This is a genomic window from Chryseobacterium sp. S0630, assembly GCF_024158915.1.
In the GTDB taxonomy this organism is placed as follows: domain Bacteria; phylum Bacteroidota; class Bacteroidia; order Flavobacteriales; family Weeksellaceae; genus Chryseobacterium.
Genome location: NZ_JAMZGF010000039.1, coordinates 1 through 24,740, shown reverse-complemented (window position 1 = coordinate 24,740; position 24,740 = coordinate 1). Strand labels below are relative to the sequence as shown.

Sequence of the window (24,740 nt, the reverse complement as noted above, 5' to 3'; positions counted from 1 at the left end):
TCAGATTTTATGAAGCAAAAATCGTCTTAATTCTTCAAAATCTGAATTTATTTCTACAGTTTTTTTCTCCTTTTTCATGAGTTCCTTCAATGATTCAGGAATTTCAATCTGAGTATGAATCGCTTTTTCCACTGCATCAGGGAATTTTACAGGATGAGCAGTACCCAGGATAAATCCTTTTTGATCTGGATTTTCCTGCAGATATTTTTCCATTGAAGCAAAGGCTACGGCACTGTGAGGTTCCAGAATATATCCGTATTTTTCATAAACTTTACTTATTGTTTTCATTGTTTCATCATCATCAATGGAATAGGCAGAAATTTTATTTTTTACTGTTTCAAACTGATGCCCGAAAAGCTCCAGAACTCGTACAAAATTACTAGGGTCTCCTACATCCATCGCATTGGATAGCGTAGCAATCGCTTTTTGTGGTTGGTAGTTCTGAGTTGTAAAATAATCCGGAATTACATGATTGGCATTACAGGCCGCAATAAAATGACTGGCAGACAATCCTCTGAAATGAGCCAGAAGTCCGGCACAGATATTTCCGAAATTACCACTTGGTACACAGATTACAGGATGTTCTTTATGCTGCTGAATCCATTGTTTTAATGCTATTAAATAATAAATCTGCTGGGGAAGCCATCTTGCCACGTTGATAGAATTGGCAGACGTCAAAAATAACTGACTGTTGATTTCTTCATCTGAAAAAGCCTGCTTGACAAGATTCTGACAATCATCAAAACTGCCATTGACTTCTAATGCTGAAATATTTTCTCCCAATGCGGTCAGCTGCTTCTCCTGAACCGGACTTACCCTGTTTTTAGGATACAAAATAACTACATTAATCTGCGGAATTTTATAAAATCCATGGGCAACAGCGCCTCCGGTATCTCCGGAAGTGGCAACAAGAACAGTTACTTTTTTCTGCTGATCTTTCAGAAAATAAGACAGGCAACGGCTCATAAATCTCGCACCAATATCTTTAAAAGCTAGAGTAGGGCCATGAAACAGTTCTAATATGGATATCTGCTCATTAATTTTTTCTAAAGGAATCTCAAAACTCACGGTTTCTGCTACAATTTCTTTGAGTATTTCCGAAGGAATTTCATCTCCTACAAAATCTTTCATGCATTGATATGCGATTTCCTCATTGGAATACTGATGAAGATTTTGAATAAATTCTTCATTAAACCGGGGAATGTTTTCAGGAAAGAACAACCCTTTTTCTTTTCCCTGACCTTTTATGGTTGCCTCTCTGAAATTAATTTTTTCCAGATGGTCTTTTAAATTATAATATTTCATTTTTGTTTTTTATGATTAAGCTTCTTCAATGATTTGAATACCAGCCGGATTTATTTTTGAAACATATACAAAACTTTCTATTTCAATTTCATCATATACTGATTTCATCATTTGGGCAATTTTTTCTGCGGTTTCTTTTTGTTCAGACAGCATAAAAATAGAAGGTCCAGATCCGGAAATTCCACCACCTAAAGCTCCTAATTGCAAGCTTTTTTCTTTGATTTCGTTAAATTTTGGTATCAATATACTTCGCACAGGTTCAATAATGACATCGTTTAAACTTCTGCCAATCAAAGCGAAGTCATTCTTCTGAATCCCGGCTACGAGCCCAGCTATATTTCCCCATTGTTCAACAGCGCTTTTTAAAGTGATATTTTTCTTTAAAATCTGTCTGGCATCTGAAGTTTTAACTTCCACCTGCGGATGTACGGCCGTTGCAAATAAATCAGGACTGTTCAGAGGAATGATATCAATGGGGTTGGTAGATTTTACCAGCGTAATTCCTCCATAAATACAGGGAGCTATGTTATCTGCATGCCTTACTCCTGAAGCCAGCTCTTCTCCAAACATGGCAAAATGAACCATTTCCTCTTTGGAAAGTTTGTTTCCTAATAACACATTGGCACCAATGGCGGCTCCGGCGGCACTTGCCGCACTGGAGCCGAGCCCGCTTCCAGGCTTTATATGCTTATGGATAATGACTTCAAAACCATTTTTCAGATTAAAATATTCCTGAATTTTTAAGAGAACAATACCGGCAACATTGCTGGAAGGCTCTTCAGGAAGTCCGAAAGAATCTGTATGTTTTATAATAATTTCTGGGGTTTCCAGTAATCGGAATTCCATCTCATCATAAGGATCGTGCATAGCCATTCCTAAAATATCAAATCCGCAAACCAGATTGGCAACAGTGGCCGGTACTTTTAATTTTACTTTTTTCATAATTGTATTTTTAAATAGAACGGATAATATCTGCAAAAACTCCACTTGCCGTTACATCTGCGCCGGCACCGGCTCCTTTTACAACCAATGGCTGTTCTGAATATCTTAGAGTTTTAAAAATGACAATATTGTCCTTTCCATATAAGTGAAACAGGTCACTATCCGGAGCAATATGCTGTAGCCCTACTTTAGCTTTTCCGTCTTCAAATTCTGCGACATATTTTAATATTTTGTCTTCGTTTTTAGCTTTAATCAATAAGTTTTTAAAATGATCTTCATACTCTGTAAGCTTTTCGTAGAAGTTTTCAACACTTCCCTGCATGCATTCTTCAGGCAGAAAACTTATATTTTCAATTTCCTCAAACTGAAGCGGATATCCTGCCTCTCTTGCCAGAATTAAAATTTTTCTTGCTACATCTTTTCCGGACAGATCAAGTCTTGGATCCGGCTCTGTATATCCTTCCTTCTGAGCCTGAGCTACTACTTCGGAGAACGTTCTGCTGCCATCATACTCATTAAATACAAAATTCAATGTTCCGCTCAATACAGCCTTAATAGATTGAATTCGGTCTCCACTTTTGATAAGATCATTAATGGTTCCTATTACCGGAAGCCCCGCTCCTACATTGGTTTCAAAATAGAAATTACAGCTGTGATTTCTTGCAGTATTTTTTAAAGTTTTATACTTTTTGAAATCTGAAGAAGCTGCAATTTTATTACAGGCTACGAGGTTCACACTTCTTTTTAATAAGCTTTCATACACTTCAGGAATGTCAGCGCTTGCCGTTACATCAACGAAAACCGAATTTCTAAGATTTCTGCGGATAATTTCATCTGCAAATTCTCTGGCAGAGGCTTTTTCACCATATTGTTCCCAGTTAGCATAGCTGTCCTTTGATATTCCCTGATCTGAAAACAGCATATGACGGCTATTGGACATCCCTGCAATTCTCAGGTTGATCAAAAAGTTTTCTTTTAAATAATCATTTTGGCTATAAATCTGCTGGATCAGTTTTGAACCTACATTTCCTGTTCCACAGATGTACAGATGGATTTGCTTTATTTCAGATTCAAAAAATTCTTCATGAAGCACGTTAACTGCTTTTTTACTATCCTTTTCTGAAATCACAATGCTGATATTTCTTTCTGAAGATCCCTGAGCAATTGCTCTAATATTGATCCCATTATTTCCGAGACATCCAAACATTTTTGCACTCACACCACTTCTGCTTTTCATATTTTCTCCTACCAGAGCCACAATGGAATGTCCTGTTTCAATTTTTACAGGATACACTCTCTTCAGGTTAATATCATCTGCAAAAGAAGAGTTGATGGCATATTCGGCACGCAAAACTTCTTTTTCTTCAATAGCAATGGTGATAGAATGCTCTGAAGATCCTTGTGTAATAAGGATTACATTTATTTTTTCATGACTTAAGCATTGAAATAATTTTGCTGAAATTCCGGGTATTCCTACCATTCCACTGCCTTCAAGGGTAAGCAGGGCAATATTGTTCATGTTTGAAATTCCTACTGCAATCTGCTTTTCATCTTCGGAAGATCTCCGTTGATGAGAAATTAAAGTTCCTGGCGCATCCGGATCAAAAGTATTCTTGATGATCAGGTTTGTATTTTTTACCATCACAGGCTGAATGGAAGGTGGATAAAGCACTTTTGCTCCAAAATGTGATAGTTCCATCGCTTCATGATAAGAAATTTCTGAAATAGGTTTAGCATTGGAAACCAGACGTGGATCAGCGGTCATCATCCCGCTTACATCTGTCCAGATCTGAAGTTCTTCTGCATCAATAGAAGCTGCAATAATAGAAGCCGTATAATCGGAACCGCCTCTTCCTAATGTGGTTGTATTATTTTTTTCATCATGAGCGATAAACCCAGGACCTAAAATAATGCGGTTGGGGGTTTTATTCAGGAAATTAGCAATATTGCTATCCGTACATTTAAAATCTACTTTTGCATGAGTAAAATTACTGTCTGTTCTGATCAGCTCTGCAGAATTCATCCATACGCAGTCTGATTTTTCTTGTTGAAGTCTTGCTGCAATAATATTTGAAGACATAAATTCTCCGTAAGAAGCAATTTTATCTTTAATTCTGTCTGTTAATTCACCAAGAACTGCAATTCCTGTGCAGAGCTCTTCGATATCATTGAAATGTTTTTTTACGAAACTTAACCATGAACTTTGTTCTGAGATTGGGAAAAGTTCTTTTACCAGACTGATATGTTTTTCTTCAAGATTCTGAACTGTTTGAATATAATTTTCATCTTTTACAGAAGCATATTCTGCTGCTTTGATCAGTTGGTCAGTAACACCGTGAAGTGCTGAAACAATAACAACAACCCTGCTTTTTAAAGATTCTCTTTTTATTATTTTTTTCACCAGTAAGATATTCTGAGAATGGGCGACTGATGTTCCGCCGAATTTTAAAACTTTCATCAATTATTTTTTTGAAGTTGGGCAAATAGAAATGATTACTCTTTAAAAAAAGAGTACGGGTACCGGAAATAATATGTGAAAATCTACCCCGTTATGGGGTAATTGTTGTAGTTGTGAATGTAGAAACAGAAGATATGCCTGAAATAAGTGATTTCAGGGTAGAAATATCAGATATGTTTCTTAAAAGATTCATTGTAACAGAACAAATGTACAAATTATTTTGAAACAGGCAAGTGTTTAACATCATAAAATATATTTCCTTTTTAAGAGATATATTTGGTGTAATTGATTAAAAATCTTACATTTATAATGTTAACTCATAACGAAATAATTATGAAAAATTTAAAGAAATTAAACCGAGTAAATCTGAAATCAATCAGTGGAGGAGATGTGAATAACTGTTTTGAGAATTGTCCTGCCGGACCCTACGGACCTGGTGAACCAAGATCATGTGCTGATTATTATGCATTACCGGAGTGCTGTAAAGGAAGAGTGTTAGTAAGCTTTGAATGCTTCGGCCCTTACTGATTTACATGATCAATTTATTGTTATTACAGAATACTAAAATTATTACACTATGAAAACAATCAAGAAATTATCAAGAGAAGATCAAAAAAATATCAAGGGTGGTTTCACTGATATTCAGATTGAAGCATGCGGAGGTGAGCAATTTGTCTGTTTCCGCGGAGGTGGAAAGTGGGGATGCTGGCTAAAGCCGGGAGGTACTTGTTATGCACCTATGTTATAATAAGATAAGATTTAATTATTTCAATACATCTTAATCAAACTTAATTACTATGAGAAATTCAAAAAAATTAAACAGAGAAAGCTTAAGAGCTATTATGGGAGGAGGAGGAGACGAGTGCGCTGTAGATCTTGACTGTGGACCAAAAGGCTGTGCGGTATGTACAGATTTTAAAGGACGTAAAGTTTGTCTTTATCTTTTCCCGTATGATCCATCCATCCCGGGTAGCTGCCCAATTTTAGAAGCTTAGTAAAAAAATCAAAAATTAATTAAAACAACTATGAAAAATTTAAAGAAATTAAACAGAAAAGAACTTCAAACATTGCAGGGAGCAGGTCCTGTTACATGCACAGGATGTCCTAAGAATACTACTTACGGAAATAATCCTGGCGATGCTCCTTGTGAGGCTTTTCAAATGCTTCCCGATCGTTGTAAAATGTGCGTGATTGTTGATATGTCATGTGTAGATGGAGGAGTGTCTTAAAATTTTAAAATATGAAAACAATTAAAAAATTAAGCAGGAGAGATTTGGAGCAGGTGAATGGATCAGCTATTTCCAGATGTGATGGTTGTCCTACTCATCTGGTTTTTGGACCAGGCTCTTCCAGTGATCCTTCGTGCGAGGCCTATTGGAATCTGTCTGAAAACTGCAGAATGTGTGTCGTGGTAAGCATGGATTGCTTTGTTGCAATTACTGCTGACTAAAAATAAAAAAAGCACTGTGTAAAAACAGTGCTTTTCAATTATTTTATACTTTTAGAAAGATCAAGCATGGCTTCAATAGGTTTCAATGCTTTTAATCTTAATTCTTCGTCGATAAGAATTTCAGGAAGCTCATATTTCATACATAAATACAGCTTTTCCATTGTATTACGTTTCATATAGAAACATTCTGAACAGTTACAGCTTTCATCAAAAACCAATGCAGGAATCAGTTCCTTGTGAGGAGCGCGTTTTCTCATTTCGTGAAGAATTCCTTCCTCAGTAGCAATGATGAATTTTTGACAGTCATCTTTTTCTACATAGTTTAACAGAGCAGAAGTGGAACCGATGAAATGAGCCAGTTTTAATACTGCTTCTTCACTTTCAGGGTGTGCAATCAGTTTTGCATCCGGATTGTCTGCCAATTGCTGGGCAATTCTTTCCATTGAAAATGCTTCGTGTACTACACAGCTTCCATCCCAAAGGATCATATCACGACCTGTTTTTTTAGATAAATATCTTCCAAGGTTTTTATCTGGTGCGAAAATAATTGGTCTGTCTTTTGGAAGGGCTTCAATTACTGTTTCAGCATTGGAGCTTGTAACGATGATATCACTTTCTGCTTTTGTTTCTGCATTACAGTTGATGTAAGTGGCAATTAAAGCATTCGGGTGCTGCTCACGCATTTTTCTCAGTCCTTCTCCGGAACAACCGTCTGCCAGAGAGCATCCAGCCATGGTATCAGGAAGAACTACTTTTTTAGTTGGATTCAGAATTTTAGCGGCTTCTGCCATGAAATGGACTCCACAGAATACAATCATGTCAGCATTGGTGTCTTTTGCCTGTCTTGCCAGCTGTAAAGAATCTCCTAGAAAATCAGCGATATCCTGAATTTCTCCGGGCTGGTAATAATGGGCAAGAATAACAGCGTTTTTCTCCTCTTTAAGCTTCAGAATGGCTTTCACCAATTCTTCTCCCTGAGGAATAGCAATATCTTTTATATCCAGAAATCCTCTGACAGGAATTGCAGATTTAGCTTTTTCTAATGTTTCGGTACTCATATCAACCTCAATTTTTCTTTTACAGAAGTTAGAGATTAGAAACTAGAGGTTAGTATAACATGAGGATAATTTTCCTGACACTAAAAAACTAACTTCTAATTTCTAACTTCTAGTTTCTTTCTATAAAACTTTTTATTAAACTTTCTATTTCTTTTTTAGCTGCATCAAGATCTTCATTAATTACGATCTTGTCAAACTCGCTGGCGTAGGTCATTTCTTCTTCTGCCTTTGCTACACGGGTTTTTATGGTTTCTGCATCATCTGTATTTCTGGAGATCAATCTTCGTTCCAATTCTTCAATGGAAGGCGGTTCTATAAAAATAGACAGTGCCTTTTCACCAAAATATTTTTTTAAAGAAATTCCTCCTTTTACATCTACATCAAAAATAACTACTTTTCCCTGATTCCAGATTTTTTCTACTTCAGATTTTAAAGTACCGTAATATTTGTCAGTATATACTTCTTCATATTCTACAAAAGCATCTTCAGAAATTTTCTGTCTGAACTCATCTGGTGTCAGAAAATGATAATCTACTGCATGAACTTCACTTCCTCTCGGTTGTCTCGTTGTACATGAGATTGAAAATTCCAGCTCAGGAAATGTTTCCAGTGAATGCTTTACCAGTGTAGTTTTTCCGCTCCCTGATGGTGCTGAAAATATAATTACTTTATCCATTTTTTTTGGTTTCGGGTTACGGGGTTCGAGTTGCGGGTTTCTTTTTTAGAAATGGTAACCACGCATCTCGTACCTCGTAGCTATCATTACAATACGTTTAACGTTTGTTCTTTAATTTTTTCAAGGTCATCTTTCATCATCACCACCAGTTTCTGGATTTCTGCATGATTGGCTTTAGAACCTAGAGTATTGATTTCTCTTCCAATTTCCTGAGAAATAAAGCCCAGTTTTTTTCCATTGAAAGATTCATTGTCCATTACTTCTTTGTAATATTTCAGGTGCTGGCCAAGTCTTACTTTTTCTTCAGAAATATCAAGCTTTTCTGTAAAATAGGCCATCTCCTGGTAGAAACGTGTTTCATCAACGTTTTCAAATTCTTTCAAAGATTTCTGATAACGCTCTTTCACGCTGACAATTCTTTCTTCTTCAAAAGGAATTACTTCACCAAGGTATTTGTCAATATTCTGAATATTTCTGTTTAATTCTTCGTGTAAAATACTACCTTCAGTTCTTCTGAATTCTTCGAATCTGTCTACGGCATTATTGACAATCTTAGCCAAAGCTTCCCATTCACCTTCCGTCAATTCGTCAGGTCTGGATGTGATGGCATCAGGAAGTCTTACCGCCATTTTAAGGTATTCGAAATTGGGACCGTCAGAAGCTATGTTTTTAAGTTCATTGATATAAGAGTCAATTAAGTTTTTATTAATTTTTACATCATTGGACTCTTCAAGATTCTCAATATTAACGTAGCAGTCTACTTTTCCACGGATAATTCTATCGTTAAGAATTTTTCTGATTTCAAATTCTTTTTCTTTATAACGTAAAGGAATTTTAATATTTAAATCAAAGCTCTTGCTATTCAGAGATTTAATGTCAATTGTAATTTTTTTTCCTTCAAAAACATCTTCGGCTCTGCCGAATCCGGTCATTGATAAAATCATAGTTTTTTATTGTTCTACAAAGATAAACATTTAAGTGTATAATATAATACCATGAAACTTCAACATACGTTATGGGTATTTAATTTTATTTTGAACCATTAAGATTTTAATGAAGAAGGTAAGAATATTAAGATGAGCTTCGCTTTTAGCATAATGCTTACGAAAAATCTATTGGATTTTTTCTTAATTAAACTTAACAACTTAAATATCCTTAATGGTTCAAAACAATCCGTAGTTTTTTGTATTTAAAAATAAAAATTCAAATAAACTCGTTTTCGTAAATTAGCGCTGTGAAAAAGAAAAATTTAATTTCTGTAGTAGGCCCCACCGGAATTGGGAAAACGAAATTGGCAATTGATTTGGCTCAACATTTCAATACGGAGATTATTTCCTGTGATTCCCGTCAGTTTTTTAAAGAAATGAAAATAGGAACGGCTGCTCCTTCAGAAGAGGAGTTGGCGGATGCACCTCATCATTTTATCGGAAATCTTTCAGTGGAAGAATATTATTCTATAGGTCAGTATGAAGAAGATGCTCTTCAAAAGCTTAATGAACTTTTTATAAATCACGATACTGTCATTCTTGTTGGAGGTAGCATGATGTATGAAAAAGCTGTGATAGAAGGTCTGCATGATCTTCCGGAAGCCAATGCTGAAAACCAGGAGAAGCTTCAAAATATGATGGAGCAGGAGGGAATTGAAAAACTTCAGGAAATCTTAAAAGAACTTGATCCTGAATATTTCAATGTGGTGGATATTCACAATCACCGCAGACTATTGAGAGCCATTGATATTATCTGGCAAACGGATAAAAAATATTCTGAACATATTTCGGTTTCTCAAAATGGAAGGGATTTTAATGTAATCAGAATCGGAATTGAAGCTCCAAGAGAAGAGCTGTACGACAGAATCAACCGCAGGGTGGATATTATGATGGAGAAAGGCTTGCTGGATGAGGTAAAAGGTCTTGAAAAATTCAAAGAACTGACGGCTTTAAATACGGTAGGTTATGCGGAACTTTTTAAATATTTTGATGGAGAGTGGGATCTTGATTTTGCGGTTTCAGAAATTAAAAAGAACAGCCGAAGGTATGCAAAACGCCAATTGACATGGTACAGAAAGGCTGATGATATTCATTATTTGCAATTAGGATATTCTGAAAAGGACTACGAAGATTTACTGAAATGGCTTGCGGAGGAGTTTGAAAAATAATTGCTTCCAGCTTTTAAAATAGAGATTCCTACGAAATGACACAGTGTGCGGGAAAACTAAGCGCTTAGTTTGTTATTCTGAATGGAACAAAGTGGAGTGAAGAATCTCAGTAACAATTAAAGAGATTCTTCCTTCGTCAGAATGACAAGCAGACTGCTTTTAACTTGCCTTTATCAAGTATTGTCTTAAAAATCTATTTGATTTTTCTTAATTAAACTTAGCAACTTAAATGTTCTTAATGGTTCGATGATCATTCATTTCATCAATAAAATCATAAAAAAATGCGGCTCTGAAAAGAACCGCATCTTAAAACAAATATAATTTAATTTACTACTTCCAACCGCCGCCTAAAGCTCTGTATAAATCTACAATGCTGCTTAATCTCTGTCTTTTAATGGAAGCCAGATTCAACTCTGCCTGTAGGGAGTTCCCCTGTGCTGTAATCACTTCCAGGTAATTGGCTGAACCTCCTTTGTAAAGAAGTTGTGCACTTTTAATTCCGTCTTTCAACGTGGTAGATTGCTCTGTGGCTTTCTGTTCCTGAACTTTTAAGTTTTCATTGGAAACCAAAGCATCAGAAATTTCTCCCACAGCGTTCAATACCGATTGACGGAATGCCAGAACATTTCTTTCTCTTTGAATTTTTGCTACTGCAAGATCTGTCTTCAATTGTCTTTTCTGGAAAATAGGCTGAGTAATTCCTCCTAAAACCGATCCGAATAACGAAGCCGGAATTTGGAACCAGTTGTCAATTTTAAATGAATTGACTCCTCCGTTAGCTGTAATCTTCAGTGCCGGATACATATTGGCCTGAGCAATTCCTACCATCGCATTGGATTCTAATAAAACCAATTCCTGCTGGCGAACATCCGGTCTGCGGCTTACCATAGCTGCCGGCAGTCCTGCTGTAATATTCTGAGGTAATGAAGTATCAGACATTTCAATGGTTCTGTTTACTTTATTAGGCAGTTCACCTGTCAGAATACTCAATGCATTTTCCTGAATAGCGATATTCTGTTCAAGTTGGGCAATCAGAAGTTCTGTAGCCTGTTTCTGTGCTGCAGCCTGCTGTACTCCTAAGGAAGTGTTATCACCACTTTCCCACATTTTTTGGGTAATCATCAGAGTATTGCTGCTCAGTTCCAGATTGGATTTTGCAATCGCTAATTGTCTGTCAAGCATCAACAGGTTATAATATCCCTGCGCAATGGCTGCTACTACCTGAGTCTGAACTGCTTTTGAACCTTCATACGTCTGAAGATACTGCATTCTTGAAACTTCCTGCTGGTTTTTGATCTTTCCCCAAATGTCAGCTTCCCATGAAAGGTTGAAGGCTGCATTATAATCTTCAACATGGCTTGAACCTAAAAATAAATTTAAGCTTTGTCCATTCATACTGTTTTTGGAAGGTCTTGAAATCTGTCCGCTTACTCCGAAACCAACGTCCGGATATTGCATATATTTTGCCTGTTTCAGTTTTTCCTGTGAAGCAGCTACCTGCTTGAGGGCAATCTGAAGGTCATAATTATTTTTAATTCCTTTTTCAATCAATCCCTGTAAAATAGGATCGTTGAAAAACTGTTTCCACTCCAGATTGGCTATGCTGGCAGTGTCTGCAGTTGCGGTGTACTGGAACTTTTCCGGAAGAGGAAGCTCAGGCTCCGTGTATGCCAGTTTAGACACACACGAAACAGAGCCGATGGCCAGCACAAATGTTAGAATAATATTTTTAACTCTTTTCATAGTTTTAAACTTTTAATTGAATACAAAACTTAGAGAGGTTTCTGTTGAGGCAAAAATTGTCTTTAGTAGGAGAAAAATAGTTAGCTTTTGTAAACCATTAAGAACAGACAGGTAAATATGTAAACCTATGATCTTAAAATTTTCTCTAAGTTTTTGTTATTCATTTTTATTAGTGACTAGCAGCTAAAAGCTCTTCCTCCATTTGTTTTTTCAGAAGTCTTTTCTTTTTTCTGCTTGGCATTTTTTCATGAAGGTACTGGAACACTACATACATTACCGGAATGATAAAGATCCCGAAAATTACTCCTGTAAGCATTCCACCTACGGTACTGTAACCGATAGAGTGGTTTCCTTTTGAAGAAGCACCTTGCGTCCATACCAATGGAAGCATTCCCACGATAAAGGCGAAAGAGGTCATTAAGATCGGTCTTAAACGTAATCTTGATGCCTGAAGTGCAGATTCTATCAATGTTTTACCTGCTTTTCTTCTCTGTACGGCAAATTCTACAATCAGGATGGCATTCTTCGCTAATAATCCTACAAGCATGATCAATCCTACCTGAACGTAAATATTGTTATCAATTCCAGCTAATCCTGTGAATGCAAATACTCCGAAAATCCCTGTAGGAATGGTAAGAATAATAGCAAATGGAAGAATGTAACTTTCATATTGAGCTGCCAGTAAGAAGTAAACGAATAGAATACTTAAGAAGAAAATAAAGGCAGTCTGTCCGCTTGTTTTAATTTCTTCACGGGTAATCCCTGTCCACTCATATCCGTATCCTCTTGGAAGTGATTGCTGAGCAACTTCTTCTACTGCTTTGATGGCATCTCCGGTACTGTAACCAGGTTTTGGTGTTCCGTTAATTGTTACGGCGTTGAAAAGGTTATTTCTTGTTACCGTTTCAGGACCGAAAGATCTTTTTAACGTTACCAGAGTTTTTGCAGGAACCATTTCTCCCGATTTATTTTTTACATAGATTCCTTCTAATGAATTAACATCCGTACGGTAAGGAATATCGGCCTGAGCCATTACTCTGTAATATTTTCCGAATCTGTTGAAATCCGATACAAAGCTACTTCCGAAATAAATCTGCATGGTCTGCATCAGTTCTGTTACAGAAACACGCAGCTGGTTGGCTTTATCCGTATCTACATCAATAGTATACTGAGGGTTTCCTGCCGCATAGGTTGTAAAGGCGAAAGCAATTTCAGGTCTTTTCATCAGCTCTCCAATGAACTGTTGAGTGGTTGTTCCCAATTGTTCAAAAGAACCGTTTGTTTTATCCTGAAGCATGAATTCAAATCCGGAAACGTTACCGAAACCTTGTACAGTAGGGAAGTTGAAGAAGAATGCGTTGGCATCTTTCACCTGGCTTACCTTACCTGTCAATGTTGCTGCGATCTGATCAGGATCTTTCATCTCACCACGCTTGTCATAATCTTTAAGCTTAATGAAACCTGCAGAATATGGAGAAGCGTTGGCATTACTGATGAAGTTCATCCCATCGGCTACCCAAAGGTGATTGGTTGCTTTTTCCCCGTTGATGATTTTATCAATTTGTGCTGTCGCTCTGTGTGTTCTTTCTAATGAACTTCCCGGAGGAGTATTCACGGCATACAATACGAATCCCTGATCTTCAGTAGGAATAAATCCTGATGGTGCTTTTTTGATCAAAAATACACTTGCTGCTGTGATGATAACAAGACCTCCTATCGCAACCCATTTGTTTTTAATTAAAAACTTAAGGCTATAGATATATTTTCTGGTCATGCTGTTGAAGCTGGCATTGAAAGCATTGAAGAATCTTGCTCCAAAACCCTTTTTATGACCGTGCTCTCCATGTTCTCCCTGAGGATCATTTAAGAACATTGCACATAATGCGGGACTCAATGTCAATGCATTTACTGCTGAAATTAAGATGGCAATCGCTAATGTGAAAGCAAACTGTCTGTAGAAAACTCCCGCAGGTCCCTGCATAAATCCAACCGGAATAAACACGGCACACATTACCAATGTAATGGAAATAATGGCACCTGAAATTTCACTCATTGAGTGCATCGTAGCATGTTCTACAGGCATTCCCGTTTGTTCCATTTTGGAATGGACGGCTTCTACCACTACAATGGCGTCATCCACAACAATACCAATGGCGAGCACCAATGCAAACAGGGTAAGCATGTTGATACTGAAACCAAATAACTGCAGGAAGAAGAATGTTCCGATAATCGCTACCGGTACGGCAATAGCCGGAATTAATGTAGATCTGAAATCCTGAAGGAAAATAAATACTACAATAAATACCAAAACGAAAGCAATAACAAGCGTTTCAACAACCTGATGGATAGAAGCATCCAGAAAGTCTTTGGAATTATACATGATAATCGGTTTCACTCCTTTTGGAAGAGTGGTTTCCATTACTTTCACCTGCTTTTCAATCTCGGTCAGGATTTCGTTGGCGTTAGAACCTGCTGTCTGCAGAATAGCAAATCCGGCAACTGGTTTTCCGTCCACTCTGTTGGTCGCAGTATAGGTATAAGAACCAAATTCTACTCGTGCAACATCTTTCAATCTTAGGAAAGATCCATCACTATTGGCTTTGATGGCGATATTTTCATAATCTTCATCCTTGTTCAGTTTTCCTTTATATTTAAGGATGTATTCGTAAGTCTCTTTACTTCCCTGTCCAAGACGGCCTGGGGCTGCTTCAAGATTGTGATCTTTAATCGCTCCCAAAACTTCCTGTGGAGAAAGATTGTTAGCAGCCAGACGATCCGGTTTCAGCCAGATTCTCATAGAATAATCCCTTGTTCCGAATACCTGAGCCTGTGCAACTCCCGGGATACGCTGTATCTGTGGAATAACATTGATTTTCAGGTAATTCTGAAGGAATAATTCATCGTATTGTTTCTCATCTTCACTGGTTAATCCCATGAACATGATCATACTGTTCTGAACCTTCTGGGTTGAAATCCCGGCTTGTACTACTTCCTGAGGCAGCTGACTCATCGCTTTCGATACACGGTTCTGTACGTTTACCGCTGCATTATCAGCATCAGCACCCTGTTTGAAGAAAACACTCAGGGTCATAGTACCATCGTTACTGGAGTTGGAAGTCATATAGGTCATATTCTCAACCCCGTTCACTGCTTCCTCAATAGGAGTAGCCACTGAACGTGCTACCACTTCAGCATTTGCTCCAGGATAGAATGCCGTAACCTGAACGCTTGGTGGAGCAATGTCCGGGAAGAGAGCAATCGGTAAATTAAAGAGAGACAAAGCTCCCAATAATAAAAGTATTATGGAGATGACCGTTGAAAGGACCGGTCTTTCTATAAATTGTTTTAACATAAGAAGTTTATTTTTTTAAGTCTTCTGTATTCGGAAAGGACTATAATGGTTTTGCTTTTAATAAGCTGTCGGAAGAAATATTTTTCGCCTTAATAGAAGCACCGTCTTTCAAGTTTCCAATTCCTGTGAATACAATTTTTTCTCCAGGCGAAAGCCCTTCAGAAATAAAATAATAGCTATCCGTTTTTCCTGATATTTTGATCGGTCTTCCGGTTACCTTCTGATCTTTACCCATTACATAAACATAGGTTTTATCCTGAATTTCGAAGGTTGATTCCTGTGGAATAACCACTGCATTCGAGATCAGTTGAGGCATACGTACTCTTCCTGTATTTCCGGTTCTTAAAGTTCCGTTGGCATTAGGGAAAACGGCACGTACACTGATAGCTCCGGTAGTTTTATCAAACTGTCCGTCTACAATACTTAATCTTCCTTTTTCAGGGTAAGTACTGTTATCGGCAATCACAAGATCTACCATTGGCATATTTTTCAGTTTTTCTTCTAGGCTTGCTCCCGGATATTTGTTCTGGAAAGCAATGAAATCAAGTTCGCTTAAAGAGAAATATGCATAGATTTCGCTGATATCAGATAATAAAGTCAATGGATTTACATCTGTTCTTGAAATCAGACTTCCTTTTTTGTAAGGAATTCTTCCGATATAACCGCTTACAGGAGCTGTAATGGTGGTAAATCCTACGTTGATTCTGGCGCTTCCTACAGAGGCTCTCGCTTGTGCAGCTGCTGCTACAGCCGCTTCATAATTGGCTTTTGCAGTTTTAAGCTGTACATCAGAAACTACTTTGGCAGCAACCAGTGGCTGAAGTCTGTCTACTTCCACTCTTGCTTTTTGGATATTGGCATTGGCAGCCTGAAGATTAGCCTGAGCCATATTCATCTGTTCGCCGTAACTTCTTGAATCTATTTTAAATAACGGTTGTCCTGCTCTTACATATGCTCCTTCTTCTACATAGATTCTATCCAGGTAACCATCTACCTGAGATCTGATTTCTACGTTGTTTTTCCCTTCCAGAGCAGTTGGGAATTCCTGATATGTAGTAGCGGGTGAGGTGATAACGGTATAAACCGGAAGTTCTGGAGCTGGAGGTGCGGCATTGGTTCCTTCTGCGGCTTTTGTGCAGCTCTGTAAAAGAATTATACTTGCAATAAGTACAATAAACCTTGTTTTTCCAGGTAATTTCATTGTTGGTTTAATTTTTTTAATGAAGTGTTAGAGGTAAGTAAAGTGTTTTGATAAATGCTGTATTTTTTCCTAACAGTGTTAATAATTAGTTCAAAAAAAATTACAGAATTTTTAATGTCCGATGAGGTCGATTGTTTCCATAATTGAAAATTGTTTTTTAATGTATTGAAGTGTATAATGTTGGTGTAAGGTGTGTTAATTTTACTAACAGTGTTAATTTATAAGTAAAAAATGACTAATTTTAACAACTGAATATGATGAATGGTTTCATAAAAGATTGAGTTTTTAATCAGGAATAACAGAATCATTTATATTAATTCAGTGTTAAGTTTCCTAACGGTGTTAATTTTTAATTCAAAAAAAAATTACAAAGACTTAATAAAAGCCGAAACAGTTTCGTCCAATGTGGTCTTATTCATTGTTGAAGGGATATCAGCTGTACGCATCATCATAATAGAGATCATACCGTGTACGGCAGAAAACAGAGCGTGAGACATATGACAGGCATTGTCAGGATTGGATCCGTTTTTCTTAATAATCTCATAAGTACATTCATAGATAAGCTCCTGAAATGATGAGAATTCCTTTTTCATCTGACCTTTTCCGCAACACTGCATTCCAAGACCAAACATCAGCTGGTAATATTCCTTGTTTTTAAAAGCAAAGTTCCAGTACGCATCCACAATGGCAACAAGTTGCTCTTCCGGAGTATCGTGTTTTTGCTGAGCTTTTAAAAGTTCTATATGTAACTTGTGGAAGCCATCTAAAGAAATTTCAAATAGAATAGCTTCTTTATTTTCAAAATAATCATATACAACGGGAGCACTATACTCAATAGCATCTGCTATCTTACGCATAGAAAGCGAACCCCAGCCTTCAGTTTTCGCCAACGTAAAAGCAGCCTGCAAAATATTTGCACGGATGGATTCTTTTTCTCGTTGACGGCGTTCATGTAGACCCATGATATTTATTTACTAACAGCGTTAGCAAAACTACAAACTTTTTACTATAACTTCCAAAGGATATTATGAGTTTTATAGATCTGCCGATTATTTAAAGAAAAATAAATTAAAGGCTGGATGCAGGAAGAATGGGGGCTGGAAGTTATTTTTAAGGTTGAATAATGCAATAATAGAATTTGGCTATAACTATTTTTGAGGGCTTAAAATCTTCCCACCTCCAGCTTCCAGCCTCCTTACTTTATTAAAAATGAAAATGTCTTCTTCCTAATTAACAAAAGAAATAATTATCTTTGCCAGTAAAGAAATAAGGATATGAATACTCCCTCAAATATGTTGGCATTAGGAACAAAAGCTCCGTTTTTTGAACTTCCTAACCCGTCAAAAACGAATGAACTTCAGTCTTTGGATGAACTGAAAGGAGAAAAAGGTACTTTGGTGATCTTTATGTGTAACCATTGTCCGTTTGTTCTTCACGTCATTGACAAGATCAATGAACTATACGAAGATTATAACGAGCGCGGAATTGAATTCATCGCCATCAATGCTAATGATATTGAAAAATATCCGGCAGATTCTCCGGAAAAAATGATCGAATTCCAGATTGAAAGAAGATTTGATTTCCCTTATCTTTTTGATGAAAGCCAGGCAGTAGCAAAAGCTTACGATGCAGCCTGCACACCAGATTTTTATTTCTTTGATGATAAGCTTGATCTTGTATACAGAGGTCAGATGGATGATTCAAGACCTGGAAATAATAAAGATGTAACTGGTGAGGATCTGATTATTGCTTTTGAAAATCTTTTGGCTGGGGAAGCTCAGGAAGAAATTCAGAGACCTAGCATGGGATGCAATATTAAATGGAAATAATTACTGGTTTATTTAGTTACTGGTTTTTACTCAATAATACAAAGCTGCTCTTTTAGGGTGGCTTTTTTGTTGGATTATTTTCTCTCGCAGATTTTGCAGATGACGCAGATTTTTAATTCCTAATAAATTTCTCCATCCACTTTGTCACTCCGTAGGAGTCTCAACACAACTTGCATTCTTTTATTGTAAACTTCTGAAAAGTAAGTCTAGATTCCTACGGAATGGACAAATAGAACCTTTAGTATAACCGCGGAAATTGAAACAAGAGCCAAATTATTAAAAACTTACTTTGGTTTTAACCTCCTTTTCAACCTTCAGATCTACACTCACTTTATTATGAGAATAATTCCTGATAAACTCAGAAGGAGTCTTCCCCGTATATTTTTTAAACATCCTGTTAAAATACGTCACATTATTAAAACCACATTGATAGCTGCATTCTGAAATAGATCTGTCTTGGGCCATCAGCAGACATGCTTTATTAATTCTGTATCGGTTCACAAATTCTGTAAACGTAATCTGAGTTGCTTTTTTAAAGAAATTACAGAAAGCTGGTAAAGTCAGGTTAGCTAGTTTTGCTACTTCTTCAATATCAATTTCCTTGTCGTAATGATGTTCTACGTAAGTGAAGATATTCTCAAGACGGGTTTTATTTTTAGAAATAATGGTGTAGGGCATGATTTCCTTGTTTAAAAGATCATAATCCTCACATTTCGAAAGTTCAAAAAGAATTTCCAACAGCAATAAGTATCTTTTATAGCCTTCTGATTCCAACATCAGTTTCAGTTTGGGAAGCATTACTTTTTTAACTTTTTGATGAAAATGAATCCCATATTTAGAAAGTTCCAACAGATTTTTGATGGATCTTGATTCTACTTCCTGCTCAGGAAACTGAAGGATTTCTTCTTTGAACTGAAGTACAATTTCCTCATGTGGATCAATAGAATTCAGTCCAAATCCGGAGTGGGGAATATTAGAACCGATTAACACCAGATCGCCATTCGTATAATTACTTTTATGATAACCCACGTGGCGGGTTCCGTTCCCGGAAATGACACATACCAACTCAATTTCGGGATGGTAATGATATTCCCACTTGAATTCTGAAATGGGAGAATTATTGTGTATGGTACGGAATGAACTCTTTTCATTAGGGATAACCCTTTCAAAAGTAACTTTCATCTAATTAATCATATTTATTCATTAAAAATACTAAATATATTAATATAGTTCAAATATTGGTTTACTGTGTTAAATTATCGTTAACAGAAATGCTTCTATCTTAGCCACAAGAAATAACCTGAATGAAAAATCTTAACATCAAGGCCGTTTTATTTTTAAACTATTTTGTCTTCGCCATTCTTCTGAATTCTGTAGGAACAGTTATTCTACAGGTACAGCAGAATTTTGGGATTTCAAAGTCTTCGGCCAGTGTTTTGGAAGGTTTCAAAGATCTTCCAATCGCCATATGTTCTTTCATTCTGGCTTCATTTCTTCCGAAGATAGGAATCAAAAAATCAATGCTGATTGCTTTATTTCTGGTAAGCTGTATGTGTTTTGTAATGCCGTTTACCAATGACTTCTGGGTATTCAAATTATTATTTGCAACAGTAGGAGTTTCTTTTGCATTAATCAAAATATCAGTTTTTACTTCTATTGGGCTGGTAACGGAAACAGATAAAGAACATTCCAGCTTTATGGGATTTTTGGAAGGATTTTTCATGATTGGAGTACTGGCCGGCAATGTTTTATTCAGTCTCTATATTGATGATCACAATCCGAAATCTACAGAATGGCTGAATGTGTATTGGGTGCTGGGTGGACTTTCAACTTTATCTTTTTTGTTTCTGTTCTTTTCAAAACTGAACGAACAGGAAGCTAAAAGTGAAAAAACAGATTTATTGGGAGATTTAAAAAATAGTGTGAGTTTATTCAGTTATAAAAAGGTTTTGTGTTTCTTATTGTGTGCATTCCTTTTTGTACTGGTGGAACAAAGTTTTCAGACCTGGACACCAACATTTTATAAAGAAATTTTAAAAGTGCCTACTTCCATGAGTATTCAGGCGGGAGCGGTTTTAGCAGGAGCTTTTGCGTTGGGAAGATTTTTATCAGGATTCTTCTCTAAAAAATTCAGCTGGATCTATGTAGTTTCTTTTTGTGTGGTGGGTTTTGCCATTAGTTTACTGTTGGTTTTACCCTTGACCCATAATATTCATATTGATACGAATACAAACTGGATGAATGCACCTGTAGTTGTCTATCTATTTCCTTTGATGGGAGGTTTGCTGGCACCTATTTATCCAAGTATCAATTCTGTGATTCTGGCATCAATTCCGAAATATCTTCACAGTGCGATGTCAGGATTGATCGTTGTTTTCTCAGCAATCGGAGGAACGATAGGTTCTATTATTACCGGTTTTGTGTTTCAGGAGTTTAGTGGGCAGCAGGCATTTTACCTTTCCCTGATTCCGCTTTCATTACTGATCACTTCCGCGGTTTTCATGAATAAATTAAAAATTAATCCTAAAAAATAACAATGAGTAATCAGCTTTATATAAACGAAATTCAAAGTCTGTTTGATGAGGTACAGAGATCTGAAATTTTTGAAGATCAGAAAATGATGACGGATGCAGTTCCTCTGTTTCCAATTGCAAAGATCAATGAGGATTATGAACAATCCAAAAATACGGAAGGTTTTGATCTGAAAGATTTTGTGATGACTCATTTTGACTTTTTAGGAGCCAGAGTTTCTGTACACAGAGAAGAACAGCTTCCGATTGGTGAGCATATTGAAAAACTCTGGGACGAATTGACCCGTACAGCCTATGAAGAAAAAGGAACTCTTTTAAAATTACCAAAGCCGTACATCGTTCCGGGAGGTCGTTTCAATGAGTTTTTCTATTGGGACAGCTATTTTATCATGCTTGGACTACAGGTTTCCGGCAGAGTGGAAATGATGAAAAACATTGTTGAAAACTGCTCGTATCTGATCCAGAATGTAGGATTTGTTCCAAATGCAAGCAGAACTCATTTCCTGAGCAGATCTCAGCCTCCCTATTTTTCATTAATGCTGGATCTTCTTTTTGAGACCACAGGAGATGAGGAAATTTATACGAAATATCACGAAACACTGGAGAAAGAATATGCTTTCTGGATGAATGGTGAAGAAGGGCTTGAAAACGGATCCAGTGTAAAAAGAGTGGTTAGAACAAAAGACGGAGATATCCTGAACCGTTATTACGATGCAGAAAATGCACCACGTCCCGAAAGTTATCTCATTGATATTGAAGATCATGAGACCACTTCAGGAGACGAATTCTACAGAAATATAAGAAGCGCCTGTGAATCCGGCTGGGATTTTTCCAGCAGATGGTTTGCAGACGGAGAAAATATACAGACGATAGAAACGCTGAACCTTGCACAGGTTGATCTGAACTGCCTTTTGTGGCATTTGGAAATCACTTTGGCTACATCATCAGCACTTCAGAATCTGAGTGAAAAAGAAAATTATTTTTCAGAAAGAGCAGCAAGCCGAAGACAGATGATCAATAAATATTTCTGGGATGGAAATACTAACAATTATAAAGATTATCACACAAAAAAAAACACAAAAACACCGTCTGAACATATTGCTGCTCTTTACCCTTTATTCCTAGGAATTGCAGACCAGGAGCAGGCTGGGGCAGTTGCTAAAATTATTGCCGAAAAATTCCTTTATCAGGGAGGGCTTGTTACGACAACCAAAAACTCAGGCCAGCAGTGGGATCTTCCCAATGCGTGGGCTCCTTATCAATGGTTAGGATTTAAAGCAATGAAAAATTACGGCTTTGATGAGCTGGCAGAAAAAATTAAAAATAACTGGTGTTCCAATGTAGAAAGGGTCTACAAAAATACCGGGAAACTGATGGAAAAATACAATGCATTAGACACAGAAACAATAGCAGGCGGCGGGGAATACCCTAATCAGGACGGATTCGGTTGGACCAATGGAGTGTATTTACAATTACAACAAAACTGAAACTAACAATAAAAGATATGGCTATGAAAAAAAAATCGATCTTTTTAATCGCCGCAACAGCTACGTTATACTTTAATAATGCTTATGCCCAGGGAACACCGCAGGATTCTGCAAAGGTTTCTTCTATAGATCAGATTGTCATTACCGGAAATTCCGGCCCTAAGAAAAAAATAGAATCCAGTACAGCAATTTCTACATTTAGCTCCAAAGAAATTCAGAAACAGAACCCGATCAGTGCGGCTGCTTTATTGCAGAGAGTTCCGGGATTTGCGGTGGAAACTTCAGGAGGAGAAGTAGGAAACAACCTTTTCGCAAGAGGAATTCCTTCCGCAGGAGCTTATGAATTTGTACAGGTACAGGAAGACGGTCTTCCGGTTTTTGAAGACGGAGCGCTTCAGTTTGCTAATGCTGATAATTTTTTCCGTGTAGATAATTCGGTAAACCGTATGGAAGCTTTGAGAGGAGGTTCAGGTTCTATTTTTGCAACCAATTCTCCTGGTGGTTTGATCAACTTTATTACAAGAGAAGGAACCAATGATTTCAGAGGTACGGCAAAACTGGAAACAAGTACCTATGGATTGATGCGAACTGATGTGAATGTAGGTGGAGCTTTGGTTCAGGATAAATTGTTTTTCAATGTCGGTGGTTTTTACAGAACAGATGACGGAATCAGAAAAACAGGTTTCAAAGCCAATAATGGAGGACAAATCAGAATGAATCTGAAATATGTCTTTGATAAAGGCTATGTAAAAGTATATTACAAAAAACTGGATGACAGAAATACATTCTTTCTTCCTATTCCTTTGGTGCAAAACGGCAACAAGCTGAAAGGATTCCAGGGCTTTGATCCTAATTACGGAACATACAGCTACAGAGCCATCAGCCAGCTGAATATACCACAGGCCGGAGGCGGATTTTTCAACAGGAATCTTGAAGACGGAATCCATCCTAAAGTAGATGTATTGGGAGCTGAGTTTAAATATGATCTTGGAAACAATTTCAGCGTTTTAAATAAGACCAGATATACCAATATCAACATGAATTATACAGGGATTTTCCCTGCAGGAGGTCCGCAGACAATGGCCGAATTTGCTAAAAGCAACGGAATTGCCGGCAACAAATATCAGTATTCACGGGTGAGCAACGGAGCTGTGGTTAATCCTGAATATGTACAGAAACTAGGGTTCTGGGCAATTGACAAGCAGATGAATAATTTTGTTAATGATCTGCAGTTCAATTATAAATTTGACCAGGGAAATATTACTGCAGGTTTTTATAAATCTAACTGGAAATCCCATCAATACTGGAACTGGAGTAATATCCTGACTACAGCTACAGACAGACCGGAGTTACTGAATCTGGTAGATACTTCTTTAAGTCCTTCAGACGCTGGATATTCCAAAACGTATAACGGAGTTACCAATATGACATTTTTACAGAGAGATACTCAGACTCAGGGAAGTTTGAATGATCTGTATGTAAACTTAGACTATAATATTACCGATGCTTTAAGTGTGAATGGAGGTCTTCGTTACAGCCATGATTACTATAAAGGAAATTTTGTCAATACGACGACTGCCAATTTAAATAATTCTGGGTTAACTACTGATGGAACTCACGGTTTCAACACCACGACGGCTGATGATAATATGAGTGTATTGGGAAATAAATACACCTATTGGAACTTTAATGTGGATAAAGTATCTTTTACATTAGCTGCCAATTATAAAATCAATAGAGAAAATGCAGTGTATGCCCGTTTCTCCAATGGTTTCAGATCTCCGAATGAAGAAGCTTATTACAATTATTTCTCTACTCCAAACCCTGATAAACCTTTAAAATCAGTAACCACCAATCAGCTGGAAGTAGGATATAAATATTACTCGCGTACTTTTGACATAGCGGTGATTCCATTCTATTCTACCTTGAATAACCTGTCATTTACAGATATATTCTCTGATGGAAAATCTGAAAATACCTTTGCGAATACCCAAAACTATGGAGTTGAATTTGAAGGGTATGCCCGTTTATTCAATAATATTTTAGAAGTTGCATTCAACGGAACCGTTCAAAGTCCAAAATATAAAAACCTTGAAGCGGGAAGTGTACTTGAAGGAAATGTGGTAAGAAGAATGCCGAAGTTTTATTTTAATATCTCACCGGCTGTGAATATTACCAAGTCATGGAGAGCCTATGTAAGTATGAATTATTATGGAAAACGTTTCCAGGATGAGAAAAATGTCCAGACCTTACCGTCTTTTACAGAATTTGGAGCGGGAATGTCTTATCAGCTAGGAAAAATACGCTTTGCAGTGGACGGTACCAATATCTTTAACACTATTGGTATTACAGAAGGAGATCCAAGAGCTGGGTCACCTAATGGAGACGGAATCATTATGGCAAGACCTATTATGGGAGCAGCTGCCAGAGCATCAATCACACTGGATTTCTAAATTCTATTTCTTTATAAAACAAATGAAGCCGTCTCACAACTGAGGCGGTTTTTCTTGTTAAAAAGTAAATAATTTTTATATATTTTGATTTGTTTTTTTT

General features: G+C 37.0%; 21 protein-coding genes. 10 read left to right on the top strand and 11 right to left on the bottom strand.

What is annotated here, in order from left to right; genetic code table 11:
• Genes thrC through thrA form a run of 3 tightly spaced genes read right to left on the bottom strand, consistent with a single transcriptional unit; the run spans position 1 to position 4,705 of the window.
• The gene (thrC, locus tag NK356_RS16255) at positions 1 to 1,305 is read right to left on the bottom strand and encodes a threonine synthase (RefSeq protein ID WP_034694923.1); all 1,305 of its coding nucleotides are present in this window, start codon (positions 1,303 to 1,305) and stop codon (positions 1 to 3) included.
• 15 nt (positions 1,306 to 1,320) lie between these two features.
• Entirely contained in the window at positions 1,321 to 2,247 is a 927-nt protein-coding gene (locus NK356_RS16250; protein ID WP_253317463.1) for a homoserine kinase, read from the bottom strand.
• Between the two features lie 10 nt (positions 2,248 to 2,257).
• Positions 2,258 to 4,705 (bottom strand): bifunctional aspartate kinase/homoserine dehydrogenase I, encoded by a 2,448-nt coding sequence (gene thrA / locus NK356_RS16245; protein WP_253317462.1) that lies wholly within the window; start codon positions 4,703 to 4,705, stop codon positions 2,258 to 2,260.
• Positions 4,706 to 5,038: 333 nt separating this feature from the next.
• Here thrA and NK356_RS16240 point away from each other — a divergent pair, with 333 nt between their 5' ends.
• The 5 genes from NK356_RS16240 to NK356_RS16220 are packed head-to-tail and all read left to right on the top strand — an operon-like array spanning position 5,039 to position 6,155.
• Complete coding sequence (locus tag NK356_RS16240) at positions 5,039 to 5,233, top strand: hypothetical protein (RefSeq protein ID WP_034694929.1); 195 nt, start codon at positions 5,039 to 5,041, stop codon at positions 5,231 to 5,233.
• Positions 5,234 to 5,282: 49 nt separating this feature from the next.
• Positions 5,283 to 5,453 carry a hypothetical protein gene (locus NK356_RS16235; protein ID WP_156106417.1) on the top strand — a complete coding sequence of 57 codons (171 nt, stop codon included), beginning with the start codon at positions 5,283 to 5,285 and terminating at the stop codon, positions 5,451 to 5,453.
• 49 nt (positions 5,454 to 5,502) lie between these two features.
• Positions 5,503 to 5,700 (top strand): hypothetical protein, encoded by a 198-nt coding sequence (locus NK356_RS16230; RefSeq protein WP_034694931.1) that lies wholly within the window; start codon positions 5,503 to 5,505, stop codon positions 5,698 to 5,700.
• A 30-nt stretch (positions 5,701 to 5,730) separates the two neighbouring features.
• Positions 5,731 to 5,934: a hypothetical protein gene (locus NK356_RS16225; RefSeq protein WP_253317461.1), complete on the top strand. Its 204-nt coding sequence runs from the start codon at positions 5,731 to 5,733 to the stop codon at positions 5,932 to 5,934.
• An 11-nt stretch (positions 5,935 to 5,945) separates the two neighbouring features.
• Positions 5,946 to 6,155, top strand: a complete 210-nt coding sequence (locus NK356_RS16220) for a hypothetical protein (RefSeq protein ID WP_034694933.1) — start codon at positions 5,946 to 5,948, stop codon at positions 6,153 to 6,155.
• Positions 6,156 to 6,193: 38 nt separating this feature from the next.
• Here the strand turns inward: NK356_RS16220 and nadA are convergent, their stop codons facing one another.
• The 3 genes from nadA to NK356_RS16205 form a co-directional block, all read right to left on the bottom strand.
• Positions 6,194 to 7,213 (bottom strand): quinolinate synthase NadA, encoded by a 1,020-nt coding sequence (gene nadA, locus NK356_RS16215; protein WP_034694934.1) that lies wholly within the window; start codon positions 7,211 to 7,213, stop codon positions 6,194 to 6,196.
• Between the two features lie 109 nt (positions 7,214 to 7,322).
• Positions 7,323 to 7,889, bottom strand: coding sequence for a guanylate kinase (gmk, locus tag NK356_RS16210; protein WP_253317460.1), 567 nt, complete (start codon positions 7,887 to 7,889; stop codon positions 7,323 to 7,325).
• Between the two features lie 86 nt (positions 7,890 to 7,975).
• Positions 7,976 to 8,833, bottom strand: coding sequence for a YicC family protein (locus NK356_RS16205; protein WP_081906419.1), 858 nt, complete (start codon positions 8,831 to 8,833; stop codon positions 7,976 to 7,978).
• A 290-nt stretch (positions 8,834 to 9,123) separates the two neighbouring features.
• Here NK356_RS16205 and miaA point away from each other — a divergent pair, with 290 nt between their 5' ends.
• Positions 9,124 to 10,044, top strand: coding sequence for a tRNA (adenosine(37)-N6)-dimethylallyltransferase MiaA (gene miaA, locus NK356_RS16200; protein ID WP_034694938.1), 921 nt, complete (start codon positions 9,124 to 9,126; stop codon positions 10,042 to 10,044).
• Between the two features lie 330 nt (positions 10,045 to 10,374).
• On the opposite strand, the gene NK356_RS16195 is transcribed toward miaA, so the two are convergent.
• The 4 genes from NK356_RS16195 to NK356_RS16180 form a co-directional block, all read right to left on the bottom strand.
• A complete protein-coding gene (locus NK356_RS16195) occupies positions 10,375 to 11,787 on the bottom strand; it encodes an efflux transporter outer membrane subunit (protein ID WP_253317459.1) in 1,413 nt (470 codons plus the stop codon).
• A 169-nt stretch (positions 11,788 to 11,956) separates the two neighbouring features.
• On the bottom strand, positions 11,957 to 15,139 hold the full coding sequence (locus NK356_RS16190) for an efflux RND transporter permease subunit (RefSeq protein WP_253317458.1): 3,183 nt from the start codon (positions 15,137 to 15,139) through the stop codon (positions 11,957 to 11,959).
• 40 nt (positions 15,140 to 15,179) lie between these two features.
• Positions 15,180 to 16,340, bottom strand: a complete 1,161-nt coding sequence (locus NK356_RS16185; RefSeq protein WP_034694941.1) for an efflux RND transporter periplasmic adaptor subunit — start codon at positions 16,338 to 16,340, stop codon at positions 15,180 to 15,182.
• A 365-nt stretch (positions 16,341 to 16,705) separates the two neighbouring features.
• Positions 16,706 to 17,302 carry a TetR/AcrR family transcriptional regulator gene (locus NK356_RS16180; protein WP_034694942.1) on the bottom strand — a complete coding sequence of 199 codons (597 nt, stop codon included), beginning with the start codon at positions 17,300 to 17,302 and terminating at the stop codon, positions 16,706 to 16,708.
• 312 nt (positions 17,303 to 17,614) lie between these two features.
• Between NK356_RS16180 and NK356_RS16175 the strand changes: the two genes are divergently transcribed.
• Positions 17,615 to 18,169, top strand: a complete 555-nt coding sequence (locus tag NK356_RS16175) for a thioredoxin family protein (protein WP_034694944.1) — start codon at positions 17,615 to 17,617, stop codon at positions 18,167 to 18,169.
• Positions 18,170 to 18,445: 276 nt separating this feature from the next.
• Here NK356_RS16175 and NK356_RS16170 read toward each other — a convergent pair whose 3' ends face one another.
• The gene (locus tag NK356_RS16170; RefSeq protein WP_034694945.1) at positions 18,446 to 19,351 is read right to left on the bottom strand and encodes an AraC family transcriptional regulator; all 906 of its coding nucleotides are present in this window, start codon (positions 19,349 to 19,351) and stop codon (positions 18,446 to 18,448) included.
• 122 nt (positions 19,352 to 19,473) lie between these two features.
• Here NK356_RS16170 and NK356_RS16165 point away from each other — a divergent pair, with 122 nt between their 5' ends.
• From NK356_RS16165 to NK356_RS16155, 3 genes are read left to right on the top strand one after another with little or no spacing between them, the layout of a single operon-like run.
• Positions 19,474 to 20,703 (top strand): sugar MFS transporter, encoded by a 1,230-nt coding sequence (locus tag NK356_RS16165; RefSeq protein WP_034694946.1) that lies wholly within the window; start codon positions 19,474 to 19,476, stop codon positions 20,701 to 20,703.
• A gap of 2 nt (positions 20,704 to 20,705) precedes the next feature.
• Positions 20,706 to 22,187, top strand: coding sequence for a trehalase family glycosidase (locus NK356_RS16160; RefSeq protein WP_253317457.1), 1,482 nt, complete (start codon positions 20,706 to 20,708; stop codon positions 22,185 to 22,187).
• A gap of 23 nt (positions 22,188 to 22,210) precedes the next feature.
• The gene (locus NK356_RS16155; RefSeq protein WP_253317456.1) at positions 22,211 to 24,640 is read left to right on the top strand and encodes a TonB-dependent receptor; all 2,430 of its coding nucleotides are present in this window, start codon (positions 22,211 to 22,213) and stop codon (positions 24,638 to 24,640) included.
• Positions 24,641 to 24,740 lie beyond the last annotated feature (100 nt).